The organism is Arthrobacter sorbitolis (genome assembly GCF_054510995.1).
Genome location: NZ_JBTNDM010000001.1, coordinates 60,599 through 81,311 on the forward strand (window position 1 = coordinate 60,599; position 20,713 = coordinate 81,311).

General features: G+C 73.0%; 18 protein-coding genes and 1 pseudogene. 13 read left to right on the plus strand and 6 right to left on the minus strand.

Annotation, left to right across the window (positions count from 1 at the left end; genetic code table 11):
- Positions 1–142: 142 nt before the first annotated feature.
- Positions 143–730, plus strand: a complete 588-nt coding sequence (locus ACX80K_RS00300; protein ID WP_104179341.1) for a DedA family protein — start codon at positions 143–145, stop codon at positions 728–730.
- Positions 727–1,452 (plus strand): GNAT family N-acetyltransferase, encoded by a 726-nt coding sequence (locus ACX80K_RS00305; RefSeq protein WP_459269904.1) that lies wholly within the window; start codon positions 727–729, stop codon positions 1,450–1,452. The genes ACX80K_RS00300 and ACX80K_RS00305 overlap by 4 nt, the downstream gene beginning before the upstream one ends.
- A gap of 61 nt (positions 1,453–1,513) precedes the next feature.
- On the opposite strand, the gene ACX80K_RS00310 is transcribed toward ACX80K_RS00305, so the two are convergent.
- Positions 1,514–2,149, minus strand: a complete 636-nt coding sequence (locus ACX80K_RS00310) for an HAD-IA family hydrolase (protein ID WP_459269905.1) — start codon at positions 2,147–2,149, stop codon at positions 1,514–1,516.
- Positions 2,150–2,238: 89 nt separating this feature from the next.
- On the opposite strand from ACX80K_RS00310, the gene ACX80K_RS00315 reads away from it, so the two are divergent.
- Positions 2,239–3,231: an exonuclease domain-containing protein gene (locus tag ACX80K_RS00315; protein ID WP_459269906.1), complete on the plus strand. Its 993-nt coding sequence runs from the start codon at positions 2,239–2,241 to the stop codon at positions 3,229–3,231.
- 10 nt (positions 3,232–3,241) lie between these two features.
- On the opposite strand, the gene ACX80K_RS00320 is transcribed toward ACX80K_RS00315, so the two are convergent.
- On the minus strand, positions 3,242–4,204 hold the full coding sequence (locus ACX80K_RS00320; protein WP_459269907.1) for an SDR family NAD(P)-dependent oxidoreductase: 963 nt from the start codon (positions 4,202–4,204) through the stop codon (positions 3,242–3,244).
- Positions 4,205–4,208: 4 nt separating this feature from the next.
- The gene (locus ACX80K_RS00325; RefSeq protein ID WP_459269908.1) at positions 4,209–5,279 is read right to left on the minus strand and encodes an ADP-ribosylglycohydrolase family protein; all 1,071 of its coding nucleotides are present in this window, start codon (positions 5,277–5,279) and stop codon (positions 4,209–4,211) included.
- Between the two features lie 135 nt (positions 5,280–5,414).
- On the opposite strand from ACX80K_RS00325, the gene ACX80K_RS00330 reads away from it, so the two are divergent.
- From ACX80K_RS00330 to ACX80K_RS00350, 5 genes are all read left to right on the plus strand, one after another.
- On the plus strand, positions 5,415–6,431 hold the full coding sequence (locus ACX80K_RS00330) for an aquaporin (protein WP_459269909.1): 1,017 nt from the start codon (positions 5,415–5,417) through the stop codon (positions 6,429–6,431).
- Between the two features lie 66 nt (positions 6,432–6,497).
- A complete protein-coding gene (locus ACX80K_RS00335) occupies positions 6,498–7,661 on the plus strand; it encodes an exonuclease SbcCD subunit D (protein WP_459269910.1) in 1,164 nt (387 codons plus the stop codon).
- 9 nt (positions 7,662–7,670) lie between these two features.
- Positions 7,671–10,718, plus strand: a complete 3,048-nt coding sequence (locus ACX80K_RS00340) for an AAA family ATPase (protein ID WP_459269911.1) — start codon at positions 7,671–7,673, stop codon at positions 10,716–10,718.
- Positions 10,719–10,788: 70 nt separating this feature from the next.
- A complete protein-coding gene (locus ACX80K_RS00345; RefSeq protein ID WP_459269912.1) occupies positions 10,789–12,129 on the plus strand; it encodes an MFS transporter in 1,341 nt (446 codons plus the stop codon).
- Between the two features lie 109 nt (positions 12,130–12,238).
- Positions 12,239–12,394: a hypothetical protein gene (locus ACX80K_RS00350; protein WP_459269913.1), complete on the plus strand. Its 156-nt coding sequence runs from the start codon at positions 12,239–12,241 to the stop codon at positions 12,392–12,394.
- 72 nt (positions 12,395–12,466) lie between these two features.
- Here ACX80K_RS00350 and ACX80K_RS00355 read toward each other — a convergent pair whose 3' ends face one another.
- The 3 genes and pseudogenes from ACX80K_RS00355 to ACX80K_RS00365 form a co-directional block, all read right to left on the minus strand.
- Positions 12,467–13,240 carry a serine/threonine-protein kinase gene (locus tag ACX80K_RS00355; protein ID WP_459269914.1) on the minus strand — a complete coding sequence of 258 codons (774 nt, stop codon included), beginning with the start codon at positions 13,238–13,240 and terminating at the stop codon, positions 12,467–12,469.
- Between the two features lie 104 nt (positions 13,241–13,344).
- Positions 13,345–13,506: pseudogene (locus ACX80K_RS00360) on the minus strand (serine/threonine-protein kinase); the annotation flags it as partial.
- A 151-nt stretch (positions 13,507–13,657) separates the two neighbouring features.
- Positions 13,658–14,455, minus strand: coding sequence for an alpha/beta fold hydrolase (locus ACX80K_RS00365; RefSeq protein WP_459269915.1), 798 nt, complete (start codon positions 14,453–14,455; stop codon positions 13,658–13,660).
- A 242-nt stretch (positions 14,456–14,697) separates the two neighbouring features.
- On the opposite strand from ACX80K_RS00365, the gene ACX80K_RS00370 reads away from it, so the two are divergent.
- The 5 genes from ACX80K_RS00370 (at position 14,698) to ACX80K_RS00390 (ending at position 20,702) form a co-directional block, all read left to right on the plus strand.
- Positions 14,698–15,402: an NUDIX hydrolase gene (locus ACX80K_RS00370; RefSeq protein ID WP_459269916.1), complete on the plus strand. Its 705-nt coding sequence runs from the start codon at positions 14,698–14,700 to the stop codon at positions 15,400–15,402.
- 105 nt (positions 15,403–15,507) lie between these two features.
- A complete protein-coding gene (gene nadA, locus ACX80K_RS00375; protein WP_459269917.1) occupies positions 15,508–16,788 on the plus strand; it encodes a quinolinate synthase NadA in 1,281 nt (426 codons plus the stop codon).
- Entirely contained in the window at positions 16,785–18,611 is a 1,827-nt protein-coding gene (locus ACX80K_RS00380; protein WP_459269918.1) for an L-aspartate oxidase, read from the plus strand. Before nadA ends, ACX80K_RS00380 begins: the two co-directional genes overlap by 4 nt.
- Complete coding sequence (gene nadC / locus ACX80K_RS00385; protein WP_459269919.1) at positions 18,608–19,543, plus strand: carboxylating nicotinate-nucleotide diphosphorylase; 936 nt, start codon at positions 18,608–18,610, stop codon at positions 19,541–19,543. Before ACX80K_RS00380 ends, nadC begins: the two co-directional genes overlap by 4 nt.
- Entirely contained in the window at positions 19,530–20,702 is a 1,173-nt protein-coding gene (locus tag ACX80K_RS00390; RefSeq protein WP_459269920.1) for a cysteine desulfurase family protein, read from the plus strand. Before nadC ends, ACX80K_RS00390 begins: the two co-directional genes overlap by 14 nt.
- Positions 20,703–20,713: the final 11 nt, after the last annotated feature.

The following is a 20,713-nucleotide window of genomic DNA, read 5'->3' on the forward strand; positions in this document are numbered from 1 at the left end:
AGGACGGACCAGTAGAGGGACGGAAATCACCGTGAGCATCATCCAGACAGTCCAGGCCGCCCAGGCCCTTCAGGTGCCGACGGCGACCACGTCGTCGGACGGCTCGGCCCTCAGCGCCGTCACCGACTGGGCCGTGAACCTCATGGAGACCATCGGCGCCCCCGGGGCAGGGCTCGCCATCGCGCTGGAGAACCTCTTCCCGCCCCTGCCGAGCGAGGTCATCCTGCCGCTGGCCGGCTTCACTGCGAGCCGCGGGAACTTCTCGCTGTTCGAGGCGATCCTCTGGACCACCCTCGGCTCCGTGGTCGGCGCGTACGCGCTCTACGCGCTCGGGGCCTGGCTGGGACGTGACCGCATGAGGCGGCTCGTGTCCAAGGTCCCGCTCATCGACCTCGAGGACGTGGACCGGGTGGAGGCGTGGTTCGAGCGCCACGGCTACCGGGCCGTCTTCTTCGGCAGGATGATCCCGCTCTTCCGGAGCCTCGTCTCGATCCCCGCCGGGATCGAGCGCATGCCGCTGGGCAAGTTCCTGCTGCTCACCACGGCCGGGAGTCTCATCTGGAACACGATCTTCGTGATGGCCGGGTTCTACCTGGGGGAGAACTGGCACATCGTCGAGCAGTACGCGAACACCTTCCAGAAGATCGTGATCGTCGCCGTCGTGCTGTTCGCCGTCTACTTCGTCGTCACGAAGGTGCGCAAGCACCGGGCGGCGAAGCGGGCCCGGTGATCCCGCGGGCGGCGACGGCGGGCGGCGCGGACCCGCTGGTCCGCGTGTGGCCGCTGTTCGGGCTCGTCATCACGACGCCGCGCCTCGTCCTGACGCCGGTGCGTGACGAGCACCTGCCGGAGCTCGTCGACGCCGTCCTCGAGGGGATCCACGATCCCGCCGAGATGCCGTTCAGCTTCCCCTGGACCGATGCGCCACGCGACGTCCTCGTCCCCGAGACGGCGCGGCACCAGTGGAGGACCCGGGCCGGCGTCGGCCCCGACGACTGGACGATCAACTTCGCCGTGCTGCACCAGGGCCGCATCATCGGCGTCCAGGACCTCATGGCACGGCGGTTCCCGCTCCTGCGCCGCGTCGGATCGGGCTCGTGGCTCACGCGTTCGATGCACGGGCAGGGCCTCGGCACCGAGATGCGGGCCGCCGTGCTGCAGTGCGCGTTCGACCACCTCGGCGCGACGTCCGCCGTCTCGGAGGCGGCCGACTGGAACAGGGCGTCGCTCGGCGTGTCCCGGCGCCTCGGCTACTCCCTGAACGGGACAGCACTCGTCGAGGCCCGCCGGGGTGAGGTGCAGACGCAGCAGAACCTGCTGCTCGCCCGGGAGGACTTCCGCCGGCCCGACTGGACGGCCGACGTCCAGGGCATGGAGGCGGTCCTCGACTTCCTCCTCCCCGGCCGGGATACAGGCCGGGATCCGGGCTCGGCTCCCGTCCCGGCGGGCTGACCCGCGCACCCGGTGCTCCTCCGGGTTCCTGCCGGCCCGGTCCCTGCCGGCCCGTGCCGGCCTACCTGCGCGCCGTCGGGACCCCGGCGTCCGCCGACTGCAGCACCCGGGACAGATCGGACGACGCCTCGAACAGCCGGGCGTCGATGCCGAGGGCACGGGCCGCCGCGATGTTGGCGGGGGCGTCGTCGACGAAGGTGATCTGGGCCGCGTCGACCGACAGTTCGGCCAGGACGTGCTCGAAGATCGCGGGGGAGGGCTTGACCAGCCTCAGGGACGAACTGAAGAAGAGGTGCCGGAAGAGCCGCGTCCACGGTGCGGAGGAGAGCTGCGACACCATGGCCGCCGGCATGTTCGACAGCAGCGCGAGCTGTTCACCCCGGGAGTCCAGGTCCTCCAGGACGTCGAGGGTCTCGAGGTTGGGATGCGACCACTGGTTGCCGTCGAGGACGTCGAGCCAGGCGGACCGCACCCGTTCCACGCGCTCGCCGCACACCAGCGACCAGTACTCCTCGGAGGTGAGGGATCCCGCGTCGTAGGCGTAGCGGTGCTGCCAGTAGGCGGAGGTGGACCCCTGCAGGTCCTGCGCCCCGGTCGCTTCCGCGAGCAGGTCCCAGTCCTGGGGCGTAGGGGCCGTGGAGATCACGTTCCCATAGTCGAAGAGGTACCACCTGCGGGAGCTGTCGATACGGGCCATGGTTCAGGGTAGGGCCGGATGCCCGGGGATGGGCCGCCTCCGCGATGAACGTTGCGTTAACGCGCAGCCGGCGGCGGTAAACTGACGAGGTGGGAATCGCGTTCACGGCCATCGACTTCGAGACGGCGAATGGATTCCGCGGGTCCCCGTGCGCCGTGGGCCTGACCAAGGTCAGGGACGGGCGGATCGTCGAGGAAGCATCCTGGCTCATGCGGCCGCCCGTCGGACACGACTCCTTCGACTCCCGCAACATCGCGATCCACGGCATCACCTCGACCATGGTCGAGGACGCCCCCCGGTTCGGCGACCTGTTCCCGGAGATCGGCGGCTTCATCGGCTCCGACGTGCTGGTCGCCCACAACGCGGCCTTCGACCTCGGCGTCATCCGCTCCGCACTCGAGGTATCGGCCCTGGCCGGACCCGCTTGGGACTACGCCTGCACCGTCGTGCTCTCGCGCAGGAGCTACTCCCTGCCCTCCTACTCCCTGCCCTTCGTCGCGGAGGCCGCCGGTGTCCCGCTGGTCAACCACCACGACGCCGTCGAGGACGCCCGCGCCTGCGCCGGCATCATGATCGACATCGCCCGCCGGTACGGCGCCTCCACCGTCGAGGACGTGCTCGGCCATCACAGCCTGCCCCTGTCGCGCGCCGAGCCGTACGCGCCGGGCGTGGACGAGCTGTCGAAGGCCACGCGGACGGCGCTCGAACGCGGGACGTCCTCCGGGGGCTGGGCGGGCTGGCCGGAGGAGGGCGAGAACCCGCATGCGAACGCCCAGGCCGACCCGCGGCATCCGCTCTACGGACAGACGGTGGTCTTCACCGGGAACCTCGGCATCCCGCGTCCGCAGGCCAAGGAGCGCGCTGCGCGGCTCGGGGCTCAACCGGCGAGTTCCGTCACGCGCAGGACGACCGTGCTGGTGGTCGGCGACGGCTTCGTCGCCTCGGACCTGCGCAACGGGCGTGTGACCGGCAAGGCGCGCCGCGTGCTCGAGCTGCACGAGCGGGGCCAGGCCATCGAGGTCCTGTCGGAGGCCGAGTTCCTGCAGATGACGGGCGGGCGGTGGCCGGCTGCCAGCCAGTAGGCGCCGTGCCTCAGAAGCGCAGGCCGATCCCCGTGAGCCTCGCCGAGAGGTCGATGAGCCGCGACGCGGCATTGCTCTCACGGGCACGCGGCTCCGCGGGGACGAGCCCGGGCCGCCCCTTGAGCTGGAACCAGCCGTCGGGGCCGCAGTAGGCGCCGTTCGGGATGCCGGCGTCGACCGTGGCCCGCACGAGAGGCCATGCGCCGTCGTCCTTCCCCTGCGCGACCGGCTCCATCAGTCGACGCCTCCACCCGGGGGCGGGCTTGTGGGCCTCGACGCCGGGCCTGGGCGGCGTGAGCATGCCGAGGGCGAACCCCGGATGCGCCACGACGCTCGTCGCGGCACTGCCGGTCAGGTGGAGGCGGCGCGCGAGTTCGAAGCCGAACGCCATGACGGCCAGCTTCGACGTCGCGTACGCGCTCGCATTACGGTACGACGACGGCTGGAGGGACGACGGCGTCAGGCGCGCCCAGCGGTGGCTGATGCTCCCCAGATGGACGATCCGGGTGCCTGCGGGGGAGAGCGCCGGCAGGAGCGAGGCGATCAGGGCGTAGTGACCCAGGTGGTTGGTGCCGAACTGCAGCTCGAAGCCGTCCGCCGTCGTACGGCGTTCCGCCGAACCGACCACGCCCGCGTTCGCGAGCAGTCCGGCCAGCGGCGGGCCCGCCGCGATGGCCGCGGCGGCGTCCCGGACCGACGACAGGTCGGCCAGGTCCAGGGACTGGAACGCGACGTCGGCGTCGGGGTGCCGGTCGCGGATGGCGTCCATGGCCCGGCCCGCCCTGTCGCTGCTCCGCGCGGCGAGGACCACGCTCGCCCCGGCGCCCGCCAGTTGCTCGCAGGCGAAGTAGCCCAGGCCCGCATTGCCGCCCGTGACGAGGATGCGACGGCCCGTCAGCCGGGGGAGCGCCCCGGGATCCCACCCCGGGCGGCCCGACAGGCGTCCCCCGGGCGTCCCCTCCGTCGGGTGCATCGCGTCAGGAACCGGTGGTCGCGGTGAGCAGGGTGCGCGCCATCGTCCTGACGACCGCCGGCAGGCCGGGAGCGTCGAGGTAGGCGGGGGGAAGGGCCTGCGTGCCGTGGAGTGCGCCGATGATCGCGCCTGCCAGGGACGCCGCGACCACCGGCGAGGCATCCGGCCTGCCCGCTGCCGCCGCATGGGCCAGCGCCGCCGCCAGCTGTGCCCGGGGCGCCGGCGATGCCGCCGCGCCCTCGAGCGCCGCCTGCAGTGCCGCCTCGAACGTCCCGGCCGCCGTCGTCCTTCCAGCTGCGGTCCCGCGGTCCGGGCCGTCGCCCAGGGTGCCGTCGGCCGGTCGGTCGGTCGGTCCGACGCCGGGGGCCAGGTGGTGCTCCTCCGCGCGGACGGCCCCGACCGTCTCCTGGAGGCCGACGCCCTCGATGACGATCGACCGGATGATGCCGCTGAAGAGGGCGGCGGAGCCCCGTGCCGCGGCGGAACCGTGGGTGAGCGCCGCGCCGTCGACCGTCAGCCGCTCGACCATGCTCGCCGGGATGCGGGGCACCAGTCCGAAGGGGGCGGAGCGCATCAGCGCCCCGGCGCCCTGCGCCTGCAGGTTGAGGGGCCGCGACCGGGTCCCCATCTCGCCGGTGAGGAGTGCGCGCACGGTGTCGGGATCGGCGTCGTGGACGGGCAGCAGGTCCTCCTGGCGGTCCAGCCACCGCGCGGGCGGCGCCGGAGCGCCGGCCGGGAGGTGTTCGCCCTGCCGGTCCAGCCAGCGCAGGTAGGCGAGCCACAGGCAGGCCGTCTCGTCCGCGGCGACGCCGTCGTTCGCCCATTCCAGCGCGTCGATCAGGCCGTCCACGGTGTACAGCGTGAGCTGCGTCGCGTCGGAGACCACCAGCGCCCCGGGATCCTCGAGGGCGGCGTCGGGATCGTCCCCCGCCGCGGAGAGGACGCCGTACGCGTCGCCGGCCATCGTGCCGAGGAGGCACCCGAGGACGCGGTCCTCATAGCCGATCGGGCCGTCCCCGGCGGCGGTCGTGGTCGGAGCGGCGGTGCCTGCGTCGTCGGAGCTGTGGGTCGTCACCGTCCCAGTCTAGGGAGCCCGTCCGGGTCGGTCGGCGCACCCTCTCCCAGCCGCCATGCAGACTAGGATGGAAGGCTTGTCGGCGGCCCGGGCACCGGGCAGTCCCCTGCAGCACGACCGAAGGATCCCGCTTCCATGACCTCCCCCACGACGCCGGCCGGAGCGACGGCGGACGCCGCGTCCTCCACCGCCGCGTCCTCCACCGCCGTGTCCCCACCCCCCGGTGAGTTCTCCACGGGTGTGTCCGAGCACGCGGTGCGGGCCCCCGGCCTGGCCGCCCGCTCGATCGCCGAGGGCGTCGGTTCGTTCCTCGTCCTCCTCGCCGGACTCGGTGCGACCATGCTGGCCACGGAGACCGCGCTCCAGCCCACGCTCGTGTTCGGCTTCGCCGTCGTCGCCGCGATGATCGCCTTCGGGTACGTCTCGGGCGGACACTTCAACCCCGCGATCACCCTCGGTTCGGCCGTGGCCGGCCGCACCGACTGGAAGTCCGTCGCCCCGTACGTCGTGGCCCAGGTACTCGGCGCCGTCGCGGCGTCCGGGCTCATCTGGCTCGTGCTCAGCGCCAATGCGCAGCTCACCGACATCAGCGGATTCTTCAGCTCGGCCTCCAACGGCTTCGACGAGCACTCGGCCGCCCAGTTCCCCCTGACCAGCGCCTTCCTGCTCGAGGTGGTCGCCACGGCACTCCTCGTGGCGGTCTTCCTCGGGGCCGGCTCCCGGCACGCCCGGCGCGACCTCGCCCCGTTCGCCGTCGGCCTGACCTACGCGGGGCTGCTCTCGTTCCTCCTGCCGGTCACGAACGGCGCCCTCAACCCCGTCCGCGCCACCGCCTCGGCCGTGTTCGCCGAGTCGTGGGCGCTCGAGCAGCTGTGGCTGTTCTGGGCCGCCCCGATCGTCGGCGGCCTGATCGCGGGACTGATCTACCGGAGCATCGACTCGGCGAACGGTGCCACCGGTGCACGCGACGCAGGGAAGGCCCCCGCCGCCGCGCCCGCCGACCAGCACGGCCCGCTCGACGGGGACGCGACCGCGCAGGACACGGACCGCCCGGACGGCGACGCGGCGTCGTTCTTCGACACCCCCGGGCACGGCGGCCCGCAGGCGCCCTCCGGCGAGGACGCCCCGGGGACGACGGGACCGGTCCGCTAGGAACCCCGCGGAGCCCGCCGCGCGCTGATGCCGACAATGTCGGCGTGCGGCGGTAGCGTGAAATTCATGAGGATCCTGCACACGTCCGACTGGCACCTGGGCCGTTCCTTCCACGGCACGGGGATGCTCGACGCCCAGCGGATCTTCCTCGACAGCCTCGAGAAGACGGTCCGCGAGGAGGCCGTCGACGTCGTCCTCGTGGCGGGGGACGTCTACGACCGCGCCCTGCCCGCCGTCGACGTCGTCGCGCTCCTCGACGAGGCGCTGGACCGCCTCACCGTCGCCGGCGCGCAGGTGGTGCTCAGCAGCGGTAACCACGACTCGGCGACCCGGCTGGGGTTCGGCGGGCGCCTGTTCTCCCGCGGGGGGGTGCACCTCCGCACGCGCGTCGAGGACATCGCGATCCCGGTGACGTGGCCGCTCGGCGAGGGCGCCGAACTCGCCGTCTACGGCGTCCCCTACCTCGAGCCCCGCGTGGTCGCCGACGCCCTGCAGGCGGACGCCGCGACGCACACGGCCGTGACCGGCGCCGCCCTCGACCGCATCCGGGAGGACCTCGCACGGCGGGCGGCCGGCCGGCGCGTCGTGTCGGTCGTCATGGCGCACACCTTCGCCGCCGGCGGGGCTCCCACGGACAGCGAACGCGACCTCGCGATCGGCGGACTCGGTGCCGTGCCGCTGTACCTCTTCGACGGCTTCGACTACAGCGCGCTCGGCCACCTCCACGGCAGGCAGCGGCTCTCCGACACCGTGCGGTACTCGGGCTCGCCCCTCGCCTACTCCTTCTCGGAGGTCGACCAGCACAAGGGGGCCTGGCTCCTGGAGGTGGACGCGGACGGGGTGCGCGACGTCCGCGCGGTCGAGTGGCCCGCCCCGCGGGAGCTCGCGGTCCTCAGCGGCCGGCTCGACGACCTGCTCGGCCGTGCCGACCTCGAGTGGGCGGAGACGGCCTACTGCCACGTCACGCTCACCGATCCCGAGCGCCCGGCCCGCGCCATGGAGCGCCTGCGGTCGCGGTTCCCCGACACGCTCGTGCTCGCCTTCGACCCCGAGGGAGGAGCCGGCAGCGACGCCCGGACGTACAGCGAGCGGATCGCCGGCGCCCGGGACGACGCCGACATCTGCTGTGGATTCCTCGAGCACGTGCGCGGCCGGAAGGCCTCGCCGGAGGAGCAGGCGCTCGTCCGGCAGACGGTCGATACCGCCCTCAGCCTCGCCCACGAACGGTAGGAAGCCTCCGTGAGACTGCACCACCTCGAGATCCAGGCGTTCGGGCCCTTCGCCGACCGGCAGAGCGTCGACTTCGACACGCTGTCGGCGCAGGGCCTGTTCCTCCTCAACGGCCCCACCGGTGCGGGGAAGTCGAGTGTGCTCGACGCCGTGTGCTTCGCGCTCTATGGTTCCGTTCCCGGGGCGCGCCAGGCCGCCAAGAGGCTGCGCAGCGATCACGCGGCCGAGAGCGTGGCCCCGGAGGTCTCCCTCGAGTTCTCCGTCGCCGACCGACGCTTCCGGGTCGTGCGGTCACCGGCCTGGGACCGCCCGTCGCGGCGGGGCGGCGGTACGACGACGGAGCAGGCACGCACGCTCCTCAGCGAGCGCATCGGCTCCGACTGGGTGCAGAAGTCCGCCCGCAACGACGAGGCCGGGCTCGAGCTGCAGGGGCTCCTCGGCATGGACAAGGAACAGTTCACCAAGGTGGTGATGCTGCCCCAGGGTGACTTCGCGGCCTTCCTGCGTGCCGATGCCAAGCCGAGGCGGGACCTGCTGCAGAGGCTCTTCTCGACGACGCGCTTCGAGGATCTCGAACGCCTGTTCACCGAGGAGAGCCAGCGCGTCGGCCGGGAGCTCGCGGAGCAGGAGGGCCGCCAGCGGCACCTCCTCCTCCGTGCCGTCGACGAGGCCCAGCGCCACGACGTCGGCGGCACCGGGGACGCCCTCGACGCGGGAACCGACGGGGCGGTGTCGCTGCAGGCCATGACCGCAGCCCTGTCGGAGCAGCGGGACGTCGCAGCGCTCGAGAGCCTCGAGCTGGCGGAGGCGAGCGCCCTCGCGGACGGCACGCTGGCGGAGATCCGACGACGGCGGAGCCGGTTCGGGGACCTGGCCCGGCTCCGCGTGCAACGCGCCGAGCACGACGGCCGCGCGGCGGAGACGGACCGCCTCACCGCGTCCCTGCGTCGCCACGACCAGGCGCAGGTCCTCGCGGCCCTGCTCGACCTCGACGACGACGGCGCCCGTGCTGTCGAACGGGCCCGCTCCCTGCACCGGAAGGCCCTCGACGACCTGCAGGATGACATCACCGCCGCCGAGTTCCTCGATCCCGGCCTCCTCGCCACCGACGTCCTCCCGCGGAACGCGTTGGTCGACGCGTGCACGGCGTCGTCGTCGACGCTGGGCGTCTTGCGCGCAGCCCTGCCGGACGAGCACCGGCTGCTCGAGGTCCGGGCGGCACTGCAGTCCGAGGCCGCAGCCCTCGACGGCCTCGACCTGCGCATCGGGGACACCGTCGAGGCCATCGCCCGGCTGCAGCGCACGCGTGCCGCGGACACCGAGAGCCTCGTCCCGCTGCGCCTGGCGGCCGACGGGCTGACGCACCTGCGTGCCGATCTCGCCGCGGCAGCGGCCGCCGAGGAGGTCGTCCGCCGGTACCGCGCGGCGGCCGGGCGTCGTACCGAGGCCGAGGCCGCCTCCGAGGCGGCGTCGGAGGAATTCCTGCAGCGGAAGACCGAGTGGCTCGACACGCTGCAGCTCCGCCTCGAGCAGTCCGCAGAGGAACTCGCCGAGCAACTCCGGGACGGACAGCCGTGCCCGGTGTGCGGCAGCCCCGAGCACCCCGCACCCGTGACCTCCCCGGGCGGGACCCGGATCACCCTGGAGGAGGAGCAGGCGGCGCGCCGCGTGCAGTCCCGGGCCGAGAAGGCCCGCGACGACGCCCGGGAGGTACGTGACCGGCTGCGGCTCGAGGCGGCCGACCTCGCCGCCCGCGGAGGTGTGGCCTCGCCGGAGGACGCGGCCGCGGCGACCCTGGCGGCCCGCGGCAGGGTCGACGACGCCGAGGCGGCCTCCGCCGAGTGTTCGGCCGTCGAGGAGCGCATCCGGACGTCCGTCGTGGAGGAGGACACGGCGGGCAGGTTGCGGGACGAGCTCCGGGCGGGACGGGCGGCTGCCGAGTCGCGCAGGGCGTCGCTCCTCGATCAGGAGGACGCCCTGGTGCAGCGGCTCGCGGGTCTGCAGTCCGCGGCGACGTCGCTGGCGGAGCGCATCGGGCAGGTACAGCGGGCCCACGACCGTCTCGAAGCCGTGAGGGACTCGCTCGACGACGTCGCCCGTGCCGCCGCCCGCCGGGCCGACGACCGGAAGCGCCTCGACGAGGCGCTGCTCGCCACCGCTTTCGCCTCGGCGGCGGAGGCCCGCGCCGCGCTCCTGCCCGCGGACGGCCGTGCGCGGATCGAGCAGGAGGTCAGGGACCATGAGATCCGGGGCCATCGCCTCGACGCCGCCTGGGAGGACCCGGCAATCCAGGAGACCCTCCTCGAGGAACGTGACGGCGTCGAACCGCCGTCCGAGGACGGCGAACAACGCGCCGCCGCCGCTGCCGAGGACCTCCGGATCCGGGCGCACCGGGCCGGGATCCGCGCGGAGGTGCTCGGGCAGTCCGTCGCCCAGCTCGAGACGTACGCCCGGCAGCTCGCGGACCTCGAGCGCGACGTCGTGCCCCTGCGCGAACGGGCGCACCTGGTTGCCGCCGTCGCCGACACCGCACGCGGTGGCGGGGAGAACCTCTACAAGATGTCCCTCGCGACCTACGTGCTCGCATCGAGGCTCGAGCAGGTGGCGGCGGCGGCCACCGAGCGCCTCCTGCAGATGTCCGACGGCCGCTACCAGCTGGTCCACAGTGACGCCACCGCGGGCAACAAGCGATCGGGGCTGGGCCTGAACGTGATCGACGGCTGGACGGGCAACCGGCGGGACACCTCGACCCTCTCGGGAGGCGAGTCCTTCATGGCCTCGCTGGCGCTGGCGCTCGGACTGGCGGACGTCGTGCAGCAGGAGGCGGGTGGACTCGACATCGAGACCCTGTTCGTCGACGAGGGGTTCGGCTCGCTCGACGACCAGGCGCTCGAGCAGGTCATGGATGCGCTCGAGGGGCTGAGGAGCGGCGGCCGCGTGGTGGGCCTGGTGAGCCATGTACCGGAACTCAGGCAGCGGGTCAGCGCGCAGCTGCAGGTCGTGAAGGGACGGCAGGGCTCCGTCCTGCGCCTCGTGCAGCAGCCGGCGAGCGTGTAAACTCGGGACGTTACCGGGTCGGGCGCATCGGGAGGGGGGACGATGCGCGTTCGACGCACCCGGAAAGCGTATGTACAAGAACCCGACGCCCGCCTCGGCGCACTCCCCGTCCCCTGAACCGTCCCCCACGCCACATCCGGACCGCCCCGCGCGGTCACGCCTCGGCAGGTTCGGCGTGCTGCCGCGTCTCGCGGGCACGTCCTTCCTCGTCCTCGGCCTGTTCGCCCGGCTTCCCCTGGCGATGCTCACCGTCGGCGCGCTGACCCTCGTGACCACCGCCAGCGACTCGTACGCCGCCGGAGGGTTCGCGGCCGGCGCAGTCGGCATCGGTTCCGCGCTCGGCGCCCCGGTGCTCGGCGTCCTCGCCGACAGGCGCGGCCAGCGCATCGTGCTGCTCGTCTCGGCGGTCCTCAACACCCTGGCCATCGCGGGCCTGCTGGTCGTGACACTCACGAGTGCACGCTTCATCGGAGGGGCCCTGGCTCTCGTCCTCGCAGCAGCCTTCGCGATGGGCTTCACCTGTCCGCAGATCGGCCCGCTGGCGAGGGTCCGGTGGATGGCGATGACCCGCGGCGGACACCGGTCGGACCTCGACACGGCGCTCTCCTACGAGGGGACGGCCGATGAGCTGACCTTCGTCCTCGGCCCGGCCCTGGTGGGACTGCTCGCCGCCGTCATCGCGCCCTGGCTGCCGCTGGCGCTGGCCGCCGCCCTCACCATCACCCTCGTCAGCGCGTTCGCGGTCCACCGGACCGTCGCCTTCAGCGACGCGCCTCCGGCGCCCGCGGAGGACGACATCGCCCCCGGCGGGGACACGTCCGCGCGGCGCCGGGCCCCGCTCGTGCTGCTCCCCGTGGCGGGCATGATCGCCATGGGGACTTTCTTCGGGTCCACGCAGACCTTCCTCACGGCCTTCACCGGGCACTTCGGCTCCGCCGAGTCCTCGGGACTGCTCTACGCCGTGATGGGCCTCAGCTCGGCGGTGGCCGCCCTGTCGGTGGCCTACTGGTCCCCCCGCTTCAGCCATACCGGGCGCTGGATCGCCTCCGCCGCGGCGATGGCCGTCGCCGCGGCGGCGCTCGCCCTTCCCGCCTCGATCGCCGCGATGGTCCTGGTGCTGCTGGTCCTCGGCATCTTCGTGGGACCCACCATGGTGACCATCTTCTCGATCGGTTCGGACGTCGCTCCCGCGCACCGGCTGGGCACCGTCATGACGTTGCTCGCGAGCGGGATCGTGGCCGGGACGGCGATCGGTTCGGCGCTCGCCGGGACGCTCGCGGAATCGGCAGGGCCGGCCGCCGCCGCGGTGGTCCCGGCGTCGGCGGCCGGCGCGCTGCTTCTCCTCGGTGTCGTCTCGGCCGTCGCCCTGCGGCCCGCCACGACCACGGGGACGGCACGGGGGACCGCCTGAGGGACCGTACGACGACGCGCATAGCACGTGGGCTGGGCTCTGCCGGCCCGCTGTTCCTTCCCCTGTGGCGAGCATAGGATCGGAGGACATCCGAGCTGTAGGAGGACCCATGAGTACCGAAGGCACTGAACGAGACGGCACCGACGAGGCGGAGGGCGCCGGCCCTGAAGGAACCATTCCGGCGAGCGCGGACGGCGTGGCGGCAGGATCCACCGACGAGCCGAGCAACTTCGAGCCGGAGGAGGACGACGGCGACGGCTCCTGATCAGGAGCTCGCCCGTCGGTGATCCCGGCGCCCGGGTGCGACAGGCGACGGGATCAGACGCTCCCGTCGGCGTCAGGGCGCCAGGACCAGGGGCTCTGGGAGCGGGACAGCGGTGATCCTGGGTGCACGACGCGGCGGATCCGGCAGGCGGATGCCGCCGGGTCCCGCGCCGGTGAGGCGTCCCGGAAGGACGCCGCCGGGATCGGCGCTTCGCGTAGCGGGGCCGCCGGCCAGGACCGGAGAATCCCCGGACCGCGGCGCCGAGGGTGCCGGGGCGGGCGTCGCGAGGCGTGCGTTCGCCCGGTCACGCAACTGCAGGGCGACATCGTGCGCGTAGGGCCTCCGCGACGGATCCCGCGACGTCATGTGACGGAGCAGGCCGGCCCAGCCCGGGCCGAGCGATGCGGGGATCTCGGGATCGCGCAGGAGCCTCGCCAGAGCCGCCTCGACCACAGGGCCGGGAAAAGCCTTCCGGCCGGTGAGGCATTCGAGCAACACGAGGCCGAGTGAGTAGATGTCGCTCCGCTCGTCGAGGGGGTCTCCCTTGGCCTGCTCCGGGCTCAGGTAGTTCGCCGTGCCGATCGTCGCCCCGACGGCCGTGGCCAGGGTGGCTTCCACCATCCGGGTGATGCCGAAGTCCGTGAGCTTGGCATACAGCCGCGTGCCGTTGTCGGCGCCGTGGAAGAGCAGGATATTGGCGGGTTTCACGTCGCGGTGCACCACGCCCTCGGAATGGATGTAGGCCAGGGCATCGGCGAGGTCCGCCCCGAGCTGGGCGACGTCCCGGACAGCGAGCGGGCCGCGCCTGAGCCGGTGCCGGAGGTCCTCGCCGTCCACGAGTTCCATGACGAGAAGCCGGTGGTGCGGCCGTCCTCGTCCGCGTGGATCCCGGCGTCGAGCAACGTCACGAGACCGGGATGGTTCAGCATGGAGAGCAGCATCATCTCGGTGTGCCGGCGGCGGTAGTCGTCGTCGTCGGACGTCGTGGGATGGAACATCTTGATGGCGACGTCACGGCCGAGCGTGCGGTCGACCGCCCGGTACACGGACGCGGTTCCTCCGACGCCGAGTAGGCCGGTCGTCTCGTACCGGTCGGCGAGGAGCACCCGCATGCGTGTCCTCCCGCGACTGTTCGTGATGGTCGATCCCGCCCGCTCATAAGGCTACTGATCAATTTCGAGTATAGTCCGCGGGTATCCGGCACCGGAGCGACCCGCCGGGTGCTACCGAACCTTGGCCAGGGGCCCGTAGGCCCCGGCATGCTCAGGAGAGGAAGGCGAGGGCGGCGTCCTTGAAGAGCCTGGCGGTGATGGCGTTCGAGTGGTTCCTGCCGGGCAGTCTCGTGACGACGGCGTCCGCGGCCCACCGGCGAAGATCCTCGATGCCCCCGGCGTAGTCGTCCTGGTCCCCGGCGACCAGGAGCAGCGGCATCCTGGGCACGGCGCCCTGTGGGTCGAAGGGTTCCGTCTTGATCGCCGTGACCATGGCCAGGAGTGCTGGAAGGTCGGCCTGCTGACCGGCCTGGGCCATGCGCAGGAGATCGGCCGTGCTCGGATCCGAGCTGGGGGATCCTCCCGCCAGGAACCGCTCGGCGCCCTCGAGGTCGAAGTCGGCGAGGGGGTCCGCGGTGCCGGGACCGCCGAGCACCATCCGCCGGACGATCTCGGGCTGCGTGGCGCCGAACTCCCAGGCGAGCCTCGATCCGAGGGAGTAGCCGATGATGTCGACACCGGACGTCGGGTCGCCGTCGCGGAGTGGCAGGACACGCTCGTCGAACAGGGCCTGTAGGAGGTCCGCGCGCATGCGGCTGGGCGTGTAGGCGCCGCGGTCCTCCGGCGCGGCGCTGTCGCCGTGCGCGGGGAGGTCCACCGCGATGACGCTGCGGCCGGCGTCGTTGAGGTGGCGGACCCAGCCGGTGTCCAGCCAGTTCTGCCGCGACGACGAGCCGAAGCCGTGCAGCAGGAGGACGGGCGGCAGGGGGAGCGGGGAGACCGCGGAGCTGCGCGTGATGGACAGGTGGGGGTCGACGCCCTCGACGTTCCGTACAGCGTGATGGTCCATGCACCCCATCGTAAGGGCGGCAGAGACGTGTGCGCCGTCGAACACATCCCCGCCGCGCGGCCCGGGGGCCGACGCCTGTGACTCTAAACACTTTCCCGCGGAGGTTCAACCCCGCCTCCCGCGGCGATCCGTGGGCGTGGCCGCCCGGGCAGACCTCGATACGTCTACCCACCCGCGAGCGCTTGAGTTATAGTCATTTCGACCCTAAGTAGGGTCGCCCCGCGATGACGAAAGGACCGGGTATGTACAGCTCGGCCAACGTCTCGGAGCGGCAGGCGCAGGCACCCGCCCTCGCCATCTCGACCGTCATCTTCGCGCTCCGTTCGGACGCCTCCTCGGGCCGCCAGGAGATCTGGCTGCCGCTCGTCCGGAGGGTCCGGCAACCCCACCTCGGCAAGTGGGCGCTCCCCGGCGGACCGCTCGGCGGGAGCGAATCGCTGCAGGACGCCGCGGCCCGCAACCTGAGGGAGACGACGGACCTCGAGCCGACGTACCTCGAGCAGCTCTACGCGTTCGGCGGGCTGGACCGGGCCGCCACACAGCGCGTCGTGTCCATCGTCTACTGGGCGCTCGTCAGGCCGGACCAGGCCGGCCTGGCCCGGGAATCGGAGAACGTCAGGTGGTTCCGCGCGTCCGAGGCGGCCGGCCTCGCCTTCGACCACGACGAGATCGTGGCCTACGCCCTGCAGCGGCTACGCGGCAAGATCGAATACGGATCCGTCGCCTACCACTTCCTGGGCGACCGGTTCACGCTCTCGCAGCTGCGCGGAGTCTACGAGGCCGTCCTCGGGCGGCACCTCGACCCGGCCAACTTCCGGCGCCAGTTCCGGTCCGCGAAGGACATCGCCGCGACCGACGAGGTGCTCCAGGGCGGACGCAACCGGCCGCCGCGCCTCTACCGCTACACCGGATCGCCCGTCGCAGAGCCCCCCTCGGGACCTGCGTAGTCGGCCGGCCGTCCCGGTCACCCGTCGTCCTACCCCGTCGTCCTATCCCTCCGAACCGCCCCGATTCCGTCGCCGACCGAAGCCTGCCGGCCCCACCCCAGGGAGATGCACATGTCCGCCACCATCAAGCTCGTCCCACGAGGCGAGGCCGGTGCCGCAGCACCCACGACCTGCTCGCCGAACCTCGCCCGCGACCCGTGGGCGTTCGACGCCCTCCCGCTGCCCACCTACGGGCCCGGCGCGTCGATGCACGATCCCGCCCCACCGGCGACCCCCCGGCAGGGCGAACTCCCGGAGGAGTACAGGAACGCCTCCGACGACGAGCTCGACCGCCGCATCCTCGCCGCGAAGGACACGCTCGGGGAGTCGTTGGTCATCCTCGGGCACTTCTACCAGCGCGACGAGGTGGTCCGGTACGCCGACTTCGTGGGGGACAGCTACCAGCTGGCCCGCGCCGCCACGGAGCGCTCCGCCGCCCGGTCCATCGTCTTCTGCGGCGTCCACTTCATGGCGGAGACGGCGGACATGCTGTCGACGCCCCAGCAGTCCGTCCTCCTGCCCAACCTGGCGGCGGGCTGCTCCATGGCTGACATGGCGGACATCGATTCGGTCTCCGAATGCTGGGAGCAGCTGACCGCCCTCCTCGGATCCGGGCAGGACGCCGACGGTCTCCAGCCCGTCATCCCCGTGACCTACATGAACTCCTCGGCCGCGCTCAAGGGGTTCTGCGGCGAGCACGGCGGGATCGTCTGCACGTCCTCGAACGCCGCTGCGGTCCTCGCCTGGGCCTTCGAGCGGGGCCGGCGCGTGCTGTTCTTCCCCGACCAGCACCTCGGCCGCAACACGGCCAAGGCGATGGGCGTGCCGCTCGAGCAGATGCCGATGTGGAATCCCCGCAAGCCCTGGGGTGGGACGGACGAGCAGACCCTGCGCGACTCGCGCGTGATCCTCTGGCACGGCTTCTGCTCGGTACACCGGCGATTCACGGTGGACCAGATCGAGAAGGCACGCGCCGACCACCCGGACGTGCGCGTGATCGTGCACCCGGAATGCCCGATGCCCGTGGTGGACGCCGCGGACGAGTCGGGCTCCACCGACTACATCCGGAAGGCGATCGCAGCGGCCGCACCCGGGAGCACCTTCGCGATCGGCACGGAGGTCACCATGGTGAGCCGGCTCGCCGTTCAGTACCCCGAGCACACCATCTTCTGCCTCGACCCGGTCATCTGCCCGTGCTCCACGATGTATCGCATCCACCCCGGGTACCTGGCGTGGGTGCTCGAGGGCCTCGTCGAGGGGCGGGTGCTCAACCGGATCACCGTCCCCGACAGCGTCGCCGTTCCCGCTCGCGTGGCGTTGAACCGGATGCTCGCGGTCACGCCATGACGCCGGGGAGCCCCGGTCCGGCGCCGCGGGGCGCCGGTCGTCCGGTCGATCGGGCCGTCGTCGTCGGCGCCGGTGTCGCCGGGCTGCAGACCGCCCTGGTGCTCCGTCGCCTCGATCCGTGCCGCGAGGTCGTCCTGCTCTGCAAGGCCGCCCTCGCCGAGAGCAACACCCGGTACGCGCAGGGCGGCATCGCGGCCGTCGTGCCGCGCCGTTCGGGCGAGCGCCCGCAGGAGCGGACCGGCGGGGATAGGGCGGGCGAGCCGGCGGGCGATCCGGCGCGGCATCCGGCCGGGGAGCCGGGCGAGAAGCCGGTCCAGGATTCGGTGGAGGCGCACATCGCCGACACGCTGGCCGCGGGTGCCGGCCTGGCCGATCCCCACGCCGTCACCGTCCTCTGCCGGGGTGCCGCGGACGGTGTCCGGGCGTTGGAACAGGCGGGGGTCGTCTTCGACACCGTCGATGCCGCCGATGCCGCCGATGCCGCCGATACCGATACCGATACTGATACCGGTACCGGCACGGGTGCCGAGGATTCCGCCGACACCCGAGCCCGCGCGTCGATGGCCCGGGGCCGGGAGGCCGCCCACTCCGCCGCGAGGATCCTGCACATCGGGGGCGACGCCACCGGTGCCGGTCTGGTGGACGCGCTCGTCGCGGCCGTCCGCGCCGACGGGGGGATCCGCGTCCTCGAGAACACCCTTGTGACGCGGATCCTGCTCGACGGCGCGCCGGGTGGCGTACGGGGCAGCGCTCCGCGTGCGATCGGCGTCGAGGTGCTCGGCGAGGGGAGGGCCCGGCGAGTCGGGGCGGACGCCGTCGTGCTGGCGACGGGAGGCGCGGGGCAGCTCTTCGAGCACACCACGAATCCGGTGATCAGCACGGGCGACGGCGTGGCGCTGGCATGGCGGGCGGGTGCCGTGGTCGCGGACCTCGAGTTCTTCCAGTTCCATCCCACCTCCCTCGACGCCCCGGGGAACCCGCTCATCTCGGAGGCCGTCCGCGGCGAGGGCGCCCGCCTCGTCGACGACGCCGGACGCGCGTTCATGACCGATCACCACCCCGACGGGGACCTCGCACCGCGCGACGTCGTCGCCCGCGCCCTCGCCTCCCAGCTCGCCTCCCGGTCCGCCCCGGATGCGTCCGCCCGGACGACGGGACGGGCCCCGCGTGTGCGGCTCGATGCGACGGCGCTCGGAGCCGCCTTCCTGGCCAGGCGCTTCCCGTCCCTCACGGCGCTCACGGCTCGGCACGGACTCGACTGGTCCGCCGACCCCGTGCCCGTCGTCCCCGCCGCCCACTACTGGATGGGCGGCGTCCGGACGGACACGGAGGGGCGGACCTCGGTGCCCGGGCTCTTCGCCGTCGGGGAGGTCGCGTGCACGGGTGTGCACGGTGCCAACCGGCTCGCCTCGAACAGCCTGCTCGAAGGAGTGGTGTTCGGTGCCCGCTGCGCCCGGGCGATCGCCGACGGCGGGGGAGGGGTCCCCCGCTTCGACGCCGAGGCCCTCGACCTGGAGGACGAGGAGACCCCGACGCAGTCGTTCACGCGACGGGACCTGCAGGTGCTGATGTCCGACCACGCAGGGATCCTGCGCACGCAGGGCGGGCTCGACCTCGCACGCAAGCACCTCGCGTCATACCACCCCGGCACCGATCCCGAGACGGCGAATCTCCTGCTGTGCGCCCGGCTGCTCGTTCACGCGGCAGCCACCCGGACAGGGTCCTGCGGCGCGCACTTCCGCGAGGACCAGCCCGACGCAGCACCCGGCCACCCCGCCCCGAGCCGGTCCTATGTCCGAGCCACACGAGGAGCAACACCATGACGCAGACCGCCGGCAACCCCATCTCCACTGCCGTGCCCCCACCCCCGCCACCCCAGCACCTGATCGACGCGATCGTCGCCGCCGCGCTCGCCGAGGACGCCCCCTGGGGCGACATCACGTGTCAGGCGCTCATCCACCCCGATCTGGAGGCCAGGGCGACCATCACGGCGCGCGAGCCCGGGATCCTCTGCGGGACGGCCGCGGTCGAGGCCGCGATGCGCCTCACGGATCCACGCATCCGCGTGGACTTCCCGCGGGCGGACGGCTCGCGGTTCGACGCCGGTGACGTCCTGGCCGACATCAGCGGACCGGCGGCGGGGATCCTCACGGCGGAACGGACGGCACTCAACCTCGCCCAGCGGCTGAGCGGGATCGCCACGCTGACGCGCGCCTTCGTGGACGCGGCTGAGGGCACGGATGCGCGCATCGTCGACACACGCAAGACGACGCCCGGGCTCCGGACGCTCGAGCGGTGGGCGGTCCGGTGCGGCGGCGGTTCCAACCACCGGTCCAGCCTGTCGGATGCGGTCATGGTCAAGGACAACCACCTCGCCCTGCTCGCCGTCGACGGCCCCGCAGCCCTCACCGAGGCCCTGCTCGCGGTGCGGTCCCGGGTGCCGCACACCATGCACGTCGAGGTCGAGGTGGACCGCCTGGACCAGCTCGAACCCGTCCTCGCCGCAGGGGTCGACACCATCATGCTCGACAACTTCGGACTGGACGACCTGATGGAGGGCGTGCGCCGGATCGGCGGACGTGCGCTCGTCGAGGCGAGCGGCAACGTCCGGCCGGACACCGTGGCGGCCATCGCGGCCACCGGCGTGGACATCATCTCCGCCGGGGCCCTCACCCACAGCGTCCGGTCCCTCGACCTCGGCCTGGACTTCACCGCGCAGCCCGGCCCGGCCGGTGGCCCCCATGATCTACCTTGACGCCGCGGCGACCGCCCCCGCGAGGCGAGAGGTCCTCGAGGAGATGTGGCCCCTCCTGACCGCGACCTTCGGCAACCCCTCGAGCCACCACATGTACGGCGAGGCCGCCGCCGCGGAGTTCTCGCGAGCCCGCTCCCGGATCGCGGCGCTGCTCGGGTGCCGGCCCTCGGAGATCGTCTTCACCTCGGGCGGGACCGAGGCCAACAACCTCGCGCTCAAGGGCATTGCGCTCGCCGCCCCGCGGGGGCGTCACATCGTCGCGAGCGCGATCGAGCACCCGGCGGTACTGGAAGTCCTCGCCTACCTCCGCAGGTTCCACGGTTTCCGCACCACGATCCTGCCCGTCTCGGACACCGGCCTCGTCGCCGAGTCCACGCTGGCCGCCGCGCTCGACGACTCCACGACGCTGTGCACCGTGATGTACGCGAACAACGAGGTGGGGACCGTCCAGGACATCGAGGCGCTGGCCGGCGTGTGCCGTCGCGCGGGGGTCCCGTTCCACTCCGACGCGGTGCAGGCCGCGGGCTGGCTCCCCCTCGATGTGGGCCGCCTCGGGGTCACGGCACTCAGCCTCTCGGGACACAAGCTCGGCACCCCGAAGGGCACCGGGCTGCTGTACCTCCGCGGCGGGACGCCGTGCGAGCCCGTGCTGCACGGCGGAGGCCAGGAGCGCGGGCGCAGGTCCGGGACGGAGAACGTCGCGGGCGCCGTGGGCCTCGCGCGGGCGCTCGAGCTCGCGCAGGCCTCCCTGCCGGCGGCGGCCGTGGCGGCAGCGACGGGGCGGGACGCCTTCGTCTCCTCCGTCCTCACCGGTGGGACCGGGGCGCTCCTGACGGGCGACCCGGACCGCCGGCTCCCCAACCTCGCCTCGTTCTGCTTCCCGGGCGTGAACGGCGAGGCTGTGCTCCTGGAGCTCGAGCGCCGCGGGGTGGTCTGCTCGAGCGGGTCGGCCTGCGCGGCCGGTTCCACCGAACCCTCGGGCGTGCTCCTGGCGCTCGGCCTCGACGAGGAGACCGCGTCGACCGCCGTGCGGTTCTCGTGGACCCGGGCCACCACCCCGGACGAGCTCCAGGCCGCCGCCGTCGCCGTCGTCGCGTCCGTGCAGGCCGTCCGCTCGCTCGGCGCGGCACGGCCCGACGGCAGCCTCACCGGAGCCTAGACTGGCGACAC